13 protein-coding genes are annotated in these 12,208 nt (G+C 64.2%); 6 read left to right on the top strand and 7 right to left on the bottom strand.

All coding sequences use genetic code 11. The features are described 5' to 3' along the window. Position 1: 1 nt before the first annotated feature. The 5 genes from QOC76_RS20905 to QOC76_RS20885 are packed head-to-tail and all read right to left on the bottom strand — an operon-like array spanning position 2 to position 4,721. Positions 2-421, bottom strand: coding sequence for a Zn-ribbon domain-containing OB-fold protein (locus QOC76_RS20905; RefSeq protein WP_526359935.1), 420 nt, complete (start codon positions 419-421; stop codon positions 2-4). Then, positions 418-1,554 (bottom strand): thiolase family protein, encoded by a 1,137-nt coding sequence (locus QOC76_RS20900; protein WP_526359933.1) that lies wholly within the window; start codon positions 1,552-1,554, stop codon positions 418-420. The genes QOC76_RS20905 and QOC76_RS20900 overlap by 4 nt, the downstream gene beginning before the upstream one ends. Positions 1,555-1,568: 14 nt before the next feature. Then, the gene (locus QOC76_RS20895; protein ID WP_526359931.1) at positions 1,569-3,719 is read right to left on the bottom strand and encodes an acyl-CoA dehydrogenase family protein; all 2,151 of its coding nucleotides are present in this window, start codon (positions 3,717-3,719) and stop codon (positions 1,569-1,571) included. A 28-nt stretch (positions 3,720-3,747) separates the two neighbouring features. Beyond that, positions 3,748-4,356, bottom strand: coding sequence for a nitroreductase family protein (locus QOC76_RS20890; RefSeq protein ID WP_526359929.1), 609 nt, complete (start codon positions 4,354-4,356; stop codon positions 3,748-3,750). Continuing rightward, positions 4,356-4,721: a hypothetical protein gene (locus tag QOC76_RS20885; protein ID WP_526359983.1), complete on the bottom strand. Its 366-nt coding sequence runs from the start codon at positions 4,719-4,721 to the stop codon at positions 4,356-4,358. The genes QOC76_RS20890 and QOC76_RS20885 overlap by 1 nt, the downstream gene beginning before the upstream one ends. Positions 4,722-4,872: 151 nt before the next feature. Here QOC76_RS20885 and QOC76_RS20880 point away from each other — a divergent pair, with 151 nt between their 5' ends. Next, the gene (locus QOC76_RS20880) at positions 4,873-5,793 is read left to right on the top strand and encodes a TIGR03619 family F420-dependent LLM class oxidoreductase (RefSeq protein ID WP_526359927.1); all 921 of its coding nucleotides are present in this window, start codon (positions 4,873-4,875) and stop codon (positions 5,791-5,793) included. A 123-nt stretch (positions 5,794-5,916) separates the two neighbouring features. Here QOC76_RS20880 and QOC76_RS20875 read toward each other — a convergent pair whose 3' ends face one another. After that, the gene (locus QOC76_RS20875) at positions 5,917-7,095 is read right to left on the bottom strand and encodes a cytochrome P450 (RefSeq protein WP_526359925.1); all 1,179 of its coding nucleotides are present in this window, start codon (positions 7,093-7,095) and stop codon (positions 5,917-5,919) included. A 165-nt stretch (positions 7,096-7,260) separates the two neighbouring features. On the opposite strand from QOC76_RS20875, the gene QOC76_RS20870 reads away from it, so the two are divergent. Then, complete coding sequence (locus QOC76_RS20870; protein ID WP_526359923.1) at positions 7,261-7,851, top strand: TetR family transcriptional regulator; 591 nt, start codon at positions 7,261-7,263, stop codon at positions 7,849-7,851. Between the two features lie 4 nt (positions 7,852-7,855). Here QOC76_RS20870 and QOC76_RS20865 read toward each other — a convergent pair whose 3' ends face one another. Beyond that, complete coding sequence (locus QOC76_RS20865) at positions 7,856-8,788, bottom strand: spirocyclase AveC family protein (protein WP_526359921.1); 933 nt, start codon at positions 8,786-8,788, stop codon at positions 7,856-7,858. A 391-nt stretch (positions 8,789-9,179) separates the two neighbouring features. On the opposite strand from QOC76_RS20865, the gene QOC76_RS20860 reads away from it, so the two are divergent. The 4 genes from QOC76_RS20860 to QOC76_RS20845 all read left to right on the top strand — a co-directional run. Next, the gene (locus QOC76_RS20860; RefSeq protein WP_526359919.1) at positions 9,180-10,373 is read left to right on the top strand and encodes a cytochrome P450; all 1,194 of its coding nucleotides are present in this window, start codon (positions 9,180-9,182) and stop codon (positions 10,371-10,373) included. After that, positions 10,370-10,564 (top strand): ferredoxin, encoded by a 195-nt coding sequence (locus tag QOC76_RS20855; protein ID WP_526359917.1) that lies wholly within the window; start codon positions 10,370-10,372, stop codon positions 10,562-10,564. The genes QOC76_RS20860 and QOC76_RS20855 overlap by 4 nt, the downstream gene beginning before the upstream one ends. Before the next feature lie 196 nt (positions 10,565-10,760). Then, positions 10,761-11,627 carry a 3-carboxyethylcatechol 2,3-dioxygenase gene (locus tag QOC76_RS20850; RefSeq protein ID WP_526359915.1) on the top strand — a complete coding sequence of 289 codons (867 nt, stop codon included), beginning with the start codon at positions 10,761-10,763 and terminating at the stop codon, positions 11,625-11,627. Positions 11,628-11,668: 41 nt separating this feature from the next. Next, on the top strand, positions 11,669-12,208 hold a 540-nt coding region (locus QOC76_RS20845; protein ID WP_526359913.1), incomplete at its 3' end, for a CaiB/BaiF CoA transferase family protein.

Raw genomic sequence — 12,208 nt, 5'->3', positions numbered from 1 at the left:
CCTAAGCTCTTTCCTTGACTACGAACTCGGGGATTCGGAAACCGCTCTCCCCCAAATCCGCGATGCGCAGTTTCACCGGCTGGCCGATGCGGACATCCGCGGGATCGAGGTCGAGGACCGCACTGATCCGCAGTCCCGGCTGCTCGGCCAATTCGACCAGCGCGATGACGTACGGCGGCGTGCGGCCCGGAACCAGCGCCTGGCGAATCACGATGTAGCTGAAGACAGTCCCCTCGCCGCTGACCTCCTCGAAGTGCACGGGGCCCCCGGTGAACCGACTGCGCTCCAGCGGCGGGTGAATCCACTTACCGGTGTCGTCGCACCGGCACAGCATCAACCTTCCGTCCTTCAGGCCTTCCCAGAACGGCGCCGTGTCGGGATCGGGAACCGGAATCGGCGGCAGCAGTAGCGGATTGGTCATGGCTTCTCCCTGCTGTAGACATTGGCGCCACCGAATGGACCCGCACCTGCGGTGACAAGTGCCAGTTGCGCGTTGTCGACTTGGCGGACACCCGCCGCGTGGCGCAGTTGCAGCGCCGCTTCGAAGTGGTGGTTCAGCCCGTGGATGTAGCCCTCGGAGAGCAATCCGCCGTGCGGATTGACCACGACGTCGCCGCCGTAGGTGGCACGACCCGTCGAGAAGAACTTCCCCACTTCGCCCTTCTCGCAGAAGCCGAACCCCTCCATCGTCGCCATGACCGTGTAGGTGAAGCAGTCATACATGCATGCCACGTCCATGTCGCTGGGCGTCAGCCCGGTATTCGCCCAGATCTTCGGTCCGGCCGTGCGCGAGAACATCTCGGTCGGGTCGTCCCACTCGCTCCAGCCGGAGCCGCCCTGGGAGTTCGACGATCCGACCAGCCACATCGGCGGCTGCTTGCAGTCACGGGCCATGTCCTCCCCCGTGATCAGGATCGCCACCGCACCATCCACTTCCGACGTGCAGTCCAAGACCCGGAACGGTTCGTTGATCCAGCGCGCCGCGAGATACTCGTCCATACCCAGCGGTTCACGGCGAAGGGCGTGCTCGTTGGGTCCCGCATGCGCTCGTTGTGTGATTGCGATCTGTCCCAGGTCTTCGCACGTCGATCCATACTCGTGCTGGTGCCGACGCGCCCACATGGCGATCCATTGAGGCGGCACCATGAAACCGGACGCGGCGTCGAATTGGTCGTGGTTCGGCACCTGCATCGGCCCCTCGACGTGGCCGAACCGGTATCCGGAGCGGCCATTGAGGGACCGGTACACCAGAACCGCCTTGCACATGCCTGCCTCGATGACGGCGGCCGCCGTTGCGATCTGGTCGGCGACCAGGTTTCCGCCGCCGTACATCGCGTTGGCCCAAGCCAACTCGTCGATGCCGAGCGCCCATCCGACATTGATGGGCTGCTCGGAGTCGTTGGCCATATACGTACAGATGCCGTCGATGTCGGCGGACGTCAGTCCGGCATCGGCGATCGCATCGCGGCACGCGGACACGGCCATCGCGCGTGTCGTGCGCCCTGAACTACGTGAGTAGGTGGTGCGACCGATTCCGACTACTGCACAGGTCATGAAGACTCTCCGATCTACTTCGGCGCGGGCTCTCGGGGCAGGCCGAGGATTCGTTCGGCGATGAGATTCCTGACGACTTCCGACGTCCCTCCCGCGATGGTGAGGCATCGACTGAACAGATAGTCGTGCAAGACATTACCTTCGTCTCCGAGCATCAGCGCCGGTCCTGCGATGCGGAGCGCAAGCTCTGCGACGCGTTGAGCGTGTTCAGCGCCGAACAGCTTGGCGATGTTGCCCTCGATCCCCGGGCCGGTGTCGAACACCGCACGGGCCGCCTGCCGAAGGTTCAGCGTGGCGGCGGCATACGCCTCGATAAGCAGTGCGCCGACATCGCGCATCAGGCCGCCGTCGTCGGGCCGGTGGCGCGCCAGCAACTCGAGCAATGCATCGGCGGTCATCGTCACCGATCCGCCGCCAATCGACACCCGCTCATTGCCGAGCGTCGCCATCGCGACGGTCCAGCCGGCGTTCACGGCGCCCACGACGTCGCGGTCGGGTACGAAGACGTCGTCGAAGAACACCTCGTTGAACAATGTTTCGCCGGTGATCTCCTTGAGCGGCTGGATCCGGACAGCCGGATCGGCGAGGTCGATGACCATCGCGGTGATGCCCTTGTGTTTCGGCACATTCGGATCGGTTCGCACGGTGGCCAGGCCACGCTGACAGTTCATCGCGTCGCTGGTCCATACCTTCTGCCCGGTGACCGACCAGCCGCCGTCGACCTTCTTGGCCTTGGTGGCGACCGCGGCCGCGTCAGAGCCGGCGCCCGGCTCACTGAACAACTGGCACCACCGCAGCTCGCCTTCGAGACTGGGCCACATCAAGCGCTCGATCAGCTCGTCGCTGCCGTGCTGCAGCAGCGTGGGCACCACCCATCCGCCCAGACCAAGGCTCGGCTTCTCCAGCCCGTCGAGCACTTCCTCGATGATCAACTGCTCGACCGAGTCGGCGTCCCGACCGTACGGCTTGGGCCAATGGGGTTGAAGATAACCGCTGCGTGCCCAGATCTTTTGCTGATCAGCAGCGTCGGCGCGGGACAGCTCTGCACGGAATTCCTCTGCGGCCCTGCGATACTGCTCGGCCTCCGGGGGCAGATCGACCGAGTGACGCCGACGAAGTCCGCCTGCTTGTAGTTCGGCTACCTTGTCGCGCAACGTCTCCTGGCCACCGACGAAGGCGAGCAACACCGTCGCCCGCCTGATGTAGAGGTGCGCGTCGTGTTCCCATGTGTAGCCGATGCCGCCGTGCACCTGGACATTCTGCAGCGCCACTCGTTGATAGGCCGGCAGCACGTGTCCGGCTGCCATCGTTGCGGCCAGTTCGGCCTCTTCTCCGTGGGCCCGCGCGGCATCCCACGTGACGGCCACTGCGAGTTCGGTGTCGACCAGCATGTTCGCGCAGTGGTGCTTGATCGCTTGGAACGACCCGATCGGACGTCCGAACTGTTCGCGTGTCGCGGCATAGGCCGTCGCCATCTCGGTGCATGCGGCAAGACCGCCGACCGCCTCCGCGGTGGCCAGGAGCCGGACGATCCGGGCAGCGGACCGGGCGGCACCGGGAAAGACATCGGCCACCGGAGCCGACGACAAGCCCAACACCGTGATCGGTCGCATGATCTGGTCGGTGGAGTCGACACTTCGGGTGGTGACGGCGCTGCCCGCCTCGACGAGCACCAGATCCTCCCCGACCGGGACCAGGAAGACGTCTGCGGCGGATTCGGCCAGCGCAGCGATGGAATTGGCATTGACGGTCGAATCCGACTGGGCGGCATCGCTTGTCGTGCCGATACCCGCCACGATGTCGCCCGATGTCAAGCCCGGTAACCATCGCTTGCGCTGCTCATCGGTGCCGACCTCGGCGATCACCGACGACACTGCGACCGTTGGCAGGAACGGGCCGCCGATGGCCGCGCGACCGAGTTGCTCGAGCACTATCGTCAACTCGGGCAGCCCGTACCCCTCGCCACCGAACTGTGCGTCGACGTGCATGCCGAGCCAGCCGGCGGACACGATCTCCTTCCACAAGCCGTCGTCATGCCACCAGCGGCCCTTCGACTCTGGCTCGAGCAGGATGCGGCGGGCTCCCGCCGTGCCGGACCGGCCGGCCACCATCGCTTTCGCGACCTCCGCGAGTGCTCGGTGGTCTTCGGTTATCGCTAACGACATCGGCAACGCTCCGTTCGTGTTGAGACTCTCACCAGGGGGTGCCGAATTGTTCGCGATACGTCACCGAGGCGGCTGGACGACGACGGGGCGGCGACAGCTTCCTGGCCGGCTTGCCGAGGTAGACCGCGGCCATCGGTTGCAACGACTCGGGCAATTGGAGCTTTTCGCGGACCCGGTCGACACCGAAGGTGGTCAGCCCGGTCGTCAGGCAGGACCCGTAGCCAAGGTCGGCCGCGGCGAGCAGGAGATTCTGCACCGCCGGATAGATCGAGGACGGCGCGTAGATCTCCGGCACCCGTTCGGTGTCGGCGCATACCACGACGACCACCGGCGCCGCGGCAAATCCGCCTCGGGTGAAACCGTATTCGAGGTCTTCGACCAACACCTTGTCATCGACGCTCTGCCGGACGAAGTCGCCTCCGCCTGCGTTCCATGTCTCGGTCCACCATTCGGCCAGCTGCGCCCTGGTGTCCTCGTTTCGCACCACGACGAACGACCACGGCTGGGTGTTCTCGGCGCTCGGAGCGTGGACGGCGGACTCCAGCATGCGCTCGAGGTCGGCGTCGTCAACCTTGCCGTCAGGGTCGAATCGCCGGCACGCGCGCTGCGCGTGCATGACGGAGAGCAGCTCGCCCACTACGAACCCGCCACCACACGGTCGCCGCGTGGGACCCATCCCGTCAACGAGATCGTGCTCAAATCCAGCCACTCGCCCAGCGACAGCGTGCCCGCCATCACGCGCTTGAGGAATTCGGACATCACCACATCGGGGTCGTTGTCCAGTTCGTAGATGACGAGATAGCGGTGAGTCGGCGGCGGCAACTGCGCGGGCAACTCCTCATCGTCGGGGACGTTCACTTCGGCGATGTCGTAGCGCTGTGCTGCGACCACACCGGGCACATCGAGGACCTCCGGCACATGCTGCGCGTCATACCACTTGTTGAACGCCTCGTCTTCGCCCTCGATGGGGTTGGTCAGCACAACGAAAATGTTGGGGGCCATGGGAAACTCGCCTTTCACGTCGGCCGGTGTCATCACTGACACTATGACAGTCGACTGTCACAGTCAACGCCGCCGGTCAGCTCATTGACTGTGGCAGTCGACTGTCATAGTCTTCGCCCCAGTATTCCCCGGCCATTCCGGAAGGCACATCATGCGATTCGCTGTATACCTACCCAACTGCATGCATGTTGGAGCGATCACCCAACCATGGGAGCACGGCCTGACCGGCCAGGACGTCGCACTGACCGCTCAGACCGCCGAACGCCTCGGATACTCGATGGTGTTTCTGCCCGAGCACTTCTTGACGCCCACCAGCCACGTCGAACTCTCCGGCGACCACTATTTCGACGCCACCACCGCACAGGCCTTCGTCGCCGGCGCCACCTCGTCGATTACCATCGGTTCGATGGTGACGATCCTGCCGCTCCACAATCCGATCATCGCCGCCAAGACCATTTCCACACTCGACTGGCTCAGCGATGGGCGAGCTCAGGTCACCGTCGGGGTGGGTTGGCTCAAGGAGGAGTATGACGCGATCGGTGTCCCCTTCTCCAAGCGCGGCCGCATCGCCGACGAGTCATTGGCCGCCATGTTCGAGCTGTGGCACAGTGACACACCGAGTTTTGACGGCGAGTTCGTGAAGTTCGATGACATCGCATTCGGCCCCAAGCCGATCCACAGCCCGCATCCCGTCATCTGGATGGGTGGCGACGCCGACGCCGTGCTGCGACGTGCCGCGCGCTTCGGTGACGGCTGGGCGCCCTGGCTGACGAAGCCCGACGAATTGCCGGCGAAAATGGACTACCTTCGCTCCCAGCCTGGCTTCGACGATCGCCCGTTCTCGCTGTTCTACAGCCTCGCGGTGCTGTCCATCGGCGAGGAGCACGTCGCCGTCGACGACCCAGGCGCGCAATTCGGACAGAGCGCTCAGCAAGTGATCGATAACTGCGGCATGCTCGCCGAGCGCGGCGTCACCGACACCTGGGTCAACCCGCCACCCCTCAACGACTTCAACGCCTACCTCGACCACATGCAGTGGGTCGCCGAGGAAGTCATTCCCAAAGTCGACTAGCCCGCTGCGCCAGGAGGGCGTGTCTCGACTGTGCCGTTTCGTACGCCAACGCGGCGTGTTGCGTACGAAACCGCTTGCTGGGCATAAGTTACAGCTCAGCTCCTGACGCCTCCTCGGCCCCGCCTATGCCGGGCTGAATTTCAAAGGGACCGATTTGAGTGCCATCGTTCCTGTGGGCCAGGGCATCTGCGGTTCCTTGTCGTCCGCCAGCGTGTATTCGGCGATGCGCGTATGCCACTCCTCGAGAATGAGCCGCAGCTCCAGTCGCGCGAGATGCGATCCCAGACACCTGTGAGGGCCGCGGCCGAATGCGAAGTGCACTGCCTTGCTGTCCAAATGGACGTTGTCAGCGTCCTCATAGCGGCTCGGGTCACGATCGGCGCTGCCGTAGCTGAGCATGACCGTGGTGTCTTTCGGCACCACCTTGCCCCCGACTTCGACCTCCTCGGTGGTGACCCGTGGTGCGAAAGGAACGGGTCCGTCCACACGGAGCATGTCCTCGATGAAGGCCGGAATCAGGCTGAAATCGCTGCTGATCCGACGACGAAGATCGGCATCAACGGCCAGTTTCGCCAGCGAGAACCCCACCGCCGACGTCACGGTGTCGAGACCGGCCAGCACGAACATGAAACAGAGCCCCAGGATCTCGTTGTCGGACATGCCGCCGTCCTCGGTGTTCTGCATCAGCTGGGTGAGCATGTCGCTGCCCGTGGTGTCGGCGCGCCGCTCGGCGATGTGTTCGGTCAGGTATGTGAAGAGTTCCATTGCGTGGGCAAGTACTTCGGGCGTCGCCTCGGCGCTGCTCGGGTCGGTGAACTCGAGGATCGAGTCCTTCCATTGCACCAACCTGTCGCGGTCTGACATCGGCAGCCCGAACAGCGTCAGGAAGACCTGGGACGGAAACGGTGTGGCCAGGTCGGTGACCACGTCACAGTGGCCCCTCGCCACGATCGCATCGATCAGTTCACCGGCCTGCCTGCGCAACTCCGGCTCACGTTCGGCCATTTTCCTGGGGCTGAAGAACGGATCCAGCATGCGACGGAACCGGGTGTGATCCGGGGGGTCTATGGCGATGGGAACAAGGGGAACCGGACTGCCAAGGCGGTCGAATGCCCGGGCCGACGAGAAGATCTCGGGCTTCTTCGCCGCGAACTCGACCGCCGAAGCGCTCGTCAGGACGATCTCCTCGCCGGAGGTCACCGCCTCGCCCGCCTCGCGCAGCTCCCGCCAGGCGCGAGACCGGTCCGTCGCAAAGGGCAGGTCGTTGATGTTCGCGGTCCCGTTCAAGGCTGTCTCGGTCATGTGTGGGGGAATTCCCTTCCGGCGCGAGGCGATTGCAGATCTCAACTATGACAGTAGACTGTCACATCTGACGAGTATCGTCCGCGTGGCAACGGGTGTCAACGATCCGCTACCCGCTGTCCGCGGAGGTATCGTCTCTAGCGGCGATGACCGAGAGGATGACCGATGGCGCGGGGCGATCGTTCGCCGCGGAGCGAACATGCGGGCAAGATGCGGACGGCGCTACTGGAAGCCGCCTTGAATCTATTCAGCGCCAACGGGTATGAGCAGACGACGACAGATGAGATCGCCGATGCCGCCGGCGTTTCGCCGCGGACTTTCTTCCGGTACTTTCCGACGAAGGAATCGGTCCTCTTCTCCGGTGAATACGGCTTCATCCATGCGTTCAGCGGCGTGTTCCTCGCCCAGGACGACGCACTTTCGGATTTTGAGGCGATGGCCGACTCCTTCGCACTACTGGCGCCCGGCCTGAAGCGCATCCGCAAGCGGATCGCGCAGTATCACGAAGCGGTCGCGTCGTCCTTCGTGCTGCAGGGCCGCGAGCGGGCGAATCACCAGGCAAATGCCGACACCGTCGCGAAAGTGATCGCCGAACGCCGCCGGATGGCGTCGCCGGACGACGAGTGCCGCCTGCTGGCTTCCATCGGCATGCTGCTGGTCGAGCGCGCCATGATTCGGTGGTTGGCAGCCTCGAACCGCGGACTCGACGATTTGATTCGGCAGGAGTTCGCCGCGCTGCCGTCAGTGTTGAAGTAGCCCCCTATCGATCGTCGAACCGAGTGCCGTCCGGGCACGGCCGTGGCGTGTCAGGTCCGCAGTATTGCGTGCGCAGGTATGTCGGATAGGTGTCGGTTGGTCCCGCATAGAGACCGGCGAGGTTGACCGGTAGGTCGTACATGCCGATCGCCACCACATGGAGGAAGCCGGTTACCGCGAGGACGCGCAGCAGGCCCTTGACCCCTGGGCCGGCCCGACGGAGCGTCTCGACACCCGCCTCAACGCGGATCTGGCCCTTCCGGTTGCGGAAGAACATCAACGCCCCGCTGGAACTGAGTACCAGCGACCAGAGAATGGGACCGTACAGCGGAATTTGTACGGTCTGTCCGGCCCACATTGTGACACCGGGAATCGACGCCGGGTAGCCGACCAGGCCGTGGTGCACTGCGAAGATCTCCAGCGGAAACTCGATGACGTACACAGCAAGCCAGCCGCAGCAGAACGTGCGAACGGGTCCCAGCGTCGGCCACTGGTGCCGCGCCCGACCCATCCCCCACTTCGCGATCTTGCCCATGGCCAGCGGCATCCAGATGTAAATCATGCCGATCATCAGTACCGGCTCGGCCATGAACCGGCTGCCCGGGCTCAGCGAGCCGGGTACATTCTCCATCCAGTTGCCGAAGTTGACCAGCCCTGCGTTGTAGAACAGCACCGGTTGAAACCAATTGATCAGGGGGTCGTGCCACCACGCGATCGCCGACCCGATGACGACGGCGGCCTCGACGCAGAGTTGCCGCTCTCGCACGCTCTTGCGGACCACATAAACGATCGCGACCAGAACCAATAGCGGGCAGGCGATCTGGAAGACGGTCATCGCGAGCTGTGTGCCGCCAGGGATCGGATCGGGTCCCGGATCCGCCGGAACCGCATTGCCCGAGACGATCCAAGAGGTGTAGACGTAGGCGGCGAACAGCACGCAGACAGCTCCGACGCTCGCCCAAAAAAGCACTGGCCGAATGGCTTTGATCTCTGCGGGCGCAGCGGAGGCTGGCCCTGAACCCGCAGCGCGAACTGAGCTCTTGAGGTCTGTCACAGTCAAGCCTTCCGGCGGCGTATCAAGACCCCAAAGATGACAGTTCACTGTCACAGTGTCAATGGACCAGTACGGTCTGACGGGCGCGTCACCTGAATATCGCAGCGGATGATGCCCGCCGTGAACGTATATGTGCAGGTAACGAATGCTCGAAGCTGCTCGTCGCACAGAATCCACCGTGGGGGTGTTGTCAATTTCTGACGGTAATGGAAAACTTCGGGCAGTAACCGCGGTCACAGGTTCGCACGGCGCATGAGCAGGAATCGAGGACGGATTGACCACCGACGCACTTCCCAAGGTGTCCACCGACGCCCTCCCGATGCCTGAGGCCCGCGACGACGCTTGGCATCAGATGGGAGAACACCCTCTCGTCGAAGTGGAGGACGGCTACGCGGCCACGCATCGCGATGTGGTGGAGCTCATCCTCAAGAATCCCTCGGCGTTCTCGTCGAAGCGGGCGTTCGATGTGCTCGCCAGTCCAGTCCCGCTGGTGCCCATCGCGTTCGACCCACCCGAGCAGACGCGCTACCGTCGCATCCTTCAGCCGTTCTTCAGCCCCCGCGTGATCAAGCCCTTGGAGCCCGATCTGCGCAAGCAGGTCGGCAATCTCATCGAGCCGATCGCGCAACGCGGAGAATGTGACTTCATCGCCGAGGTCGCCGCCGTGTTTCCGATACAGGTGTTTCTGACGTTGTTCGGACTGCCGTTGGACATGCGCGATCAGTTCATCGAGTGGAAGGACGCCGTCCTCAACCTCAGCGCCGCGGCGGGTCAGACATCGGTCGACGAAGCGGCTCAAGAAGGCATGCTGAAGGCGCTCGAACTGTTCACATACCTCTCCGAGCTGATTCAGAAGCGTCGCGGTGCTCCGGGTGACGACGTGCTCAGTCAGGTGCTGAGCATCGAGCCACCCGATGCCCTTTCCGATGAAGAGGCCATCGGCCTGTGCTTCTTGTTCGTGCTCGCCGGACTGGACACGGTGATGGACTCGCTGGGGTTCGGGATGCAACGACTGGCCGAAAACCCAGACAAGCGACGGGAAATCGTGAACGATCCGTCGCTCGTTCCGGCTGCCATGGAGGAACTGCTGCGGCTGGATCCGCCTGCGCCGTTCATCCCACGGGTGAGCACCGAGGAGGTGACGGTGGCCGGTCACACGCTGCCGGAGGGCAGCCGGATCACCAGCTACCTGGCCGTGGCCAATCGTGACGAGACGATGTACTCCAACCCCTACGAGATGGACTTCCACCGTTCCGAGAATCGGCATATGAGCTTTGGCATGGGCGTCCATCGCTGCCTCGGCTCGCATCTCGCGCGCCTCGAGATGCAGGTGCTATACGAGGAATGGCACAAGCGGATCCCCAACTACCACATCACCCCGGGCACGACGCCACGGGTGCACTGGCCACGGGGAACAGTGGGCTTGGACTCCTTGCACTTGACCCTTGAAACAGGCGGTCGCGAGTGAAGGCTGCCATCGACGCCGAAAAGTGCATGGGCCACGGCATGTGTTACTCATTGGCGCCCAACGTATTCGAGGATGACGACCAAGGCTACGGCCATGTGATCGGGAGCGGTGAGGTGCCGCAGGGGCAGGTCGAGCAAGCACACAACGGCGCCGCGAACTGCCCCGAGGGCGCGATCACCATAGAGGAATAGAGCGCCAGGACGCCGATGGACGGAAAGCCCCCGTTGCCAGCGGCCGATAGCCGTTGACGGTGGCGACGAGGCCGAACGAAGAGCTAACGCATCGAAGGCAATTTCATAGGGCTCTTCTCGCCGCTTTGAACACAAACTGGACCCGCTTCGGCCGCCCATCTAACATTAGCGTCACTTGACGAGAGGCGGTAGTCGCATGGCATCCGATCGGCTGGTCGTCTGCGCGAGCCACAGTCCTGGCAAAGAGCGCGACGTCGAGCACGCATTCGGGCAGAAGTTCCGGGCAGCACTGGCACAGGCCGCAGACGAGGTTCACGCCTTCGATCCCGACGTCGTGATCGTCTTCGGTGGCGATCACCGGCGGGCCTTTCGGCATGTAGTGCCTACCTTCGGTGTGGCGCTCTCGGCGTCGATCATGGCGGAGGGTCGCCATCCCGCCGGCAACATGGCTGTTCCGTCAGATCTGGCCCGCGGGCTGTGCGAGCACCTGATGGCTGAGGACTTCGATGTCGCGGTTTGCCGTGACATCGAACTGGATCATGCTTTCGCACAGCCGATTCGGGACCTGCTTGGCACGCTGGACGCCAAACCGGTGATTCCCGTCCCGGTCAACTGCGCGACCGCGCCTCTACCGACCGGTCGGCGCGTCGCCGAATTCGGCGCAGCGGTCGCCGGGTTTCTCGTCACGCTGGATATGCGCGTGCTGCTGATCGGAACGGGTGGCCTTTCGCACTCACCCCCCAGCCTGGAAGTCGACGCCTACAACCTCAGCGACGACGAGCGCGCACGGCTCATCTCCGAAGGAATGGCAGACGCGCGCAACAAAATACGACCGGACTGGGATGCGGAAGTATTGCAGGCCATGTCGGCCTGGGACGTCGCGACGCTGATACGCCTGGTGGATTCGGCGCACACGCGGGCGGGCGCAGGCGCGAACGAGATCAGGACCTGGGTCGCCGCCGGTGCCGCAGGCGGTGGCAGGCCGGTCACGCCGGTAGCTTACGAGCCCGTTCCCGAATGGATCACCGGGATGGCGGTCGCCACATCCGCCCCCGTCCGCTAAGTTACATCTGACACTGCTGTCATCATTGTCAGGAGCATCCGTTGTCCACTGAAGCACCGCTGGCCGGGGTCACGGTCGTCAGCCTTGAGCAGGCGGTGGCGGCGCCGTACGCCACCCGTCAACTCGCGGACCTTGGCGCGCGCGTGGTCAAGGTCGAACGACCGGACGGCGGCGACTTCGCGCGCGGCTACGACCGCGCCGTGCTCGGCGACTCGAGTTACTTCGTGTGGCTCAACCGCGGAAAGGAGTCACTCACCCTCGACCTCAAGCATCCCGATGGCCGGCGGGTCATCGACCGCCTACTCGAGAGAGCCGACGTGCTCGTGCAGAACTTGGGGCCGGGTGCCGCCGCGCGAATGGGACTCGACGCTGCCGCGATGGCGGAGCGCAGCCCACGGCTGATCGTCGCCACGATCACCGGCTACGGAGATGACGGGCCCTGGCAGGAACGCAAGGCCTACGACCTACTTGTGCAGGCCGAGGCCGGCCTGCTCTCGGTCACCGGGTCAGCCGCCGACGTCGCGCGAGCCGGGGTCTCCATCGCGGACATCGCCGCAGGCATGTTCACTTTTTCAGGAATT

Origin of the sequence: Mycobacterium sp., from assembly GCF_032159565.1 — a bacterium.
In the GTDB taxonomy this organism is placed as follows: domain Bacteria; phylum Actinomycetota; class Actinomycetes; order Mycobacteriales; family Mycobacteriaceae; genus Mycobacterium.
Note: the sequence above shows the minus strand (reverse complement) of the source record. Positions and strands in the feature narration are given on the sequence as shown.

Coding starts and splice junctions, on each gene's coding strand:
- QOC76_RS20885 (WP_526359983.1), bottom strand. CDS start 4,721: ATGGCCCCCAACATTTTCGTTGTGCTGACCAACCCCATCGAGGGCGAA.
- QOC76_RS20875 (WP_526359925.1), bottom strand. CDS start 7,095: ATGACCGAGACAGCCTTGAACGGGACCGCGAACATCAACGACCTGCCC.
- QOC76_RS20850 (WP_526359915.1), top strand. CDS start 10,761: ATGGCATCCGATCGGCTGGTCGTCTGCGCGAGCCACAGTCCTGGCAAA.
- QOC76_RS20880 (WP_526359927.1), top strand. CDS start 4,873: ATGCGATTCGCTGTATACCTACCCAACTGCATGCATGTTGGAGCGATC.
- QOC76_RS20870 (WP_526359923.1), top strand. CDS start 7,261: ATGGCGCGGGGCGATCGTTCGCCGCGGAGCGAACATGCGGGCAAGATG.
- QOC76_RS20895 (WP_526359931.1), bottom strand. CDS start 3,719: ATGTCGTTAGCGATAACCGAAGACCACCGAGCACTCGCGGAGGTCGCG.
- QOC76_RS20905 (WP_526359935.1), bottom strand. CDS start 421: ATGACCAATCCGCTACTGCTGCCGCCGATTCCGGTTCCCGATCCCGAC.
- QOC76_RS20900 (WP_526359933.1), bottom strand. CDS start 1,554: ATGACCTGTGCAGTAGTCGGAATCGGTCGCACCACCTACTCACGTAGT.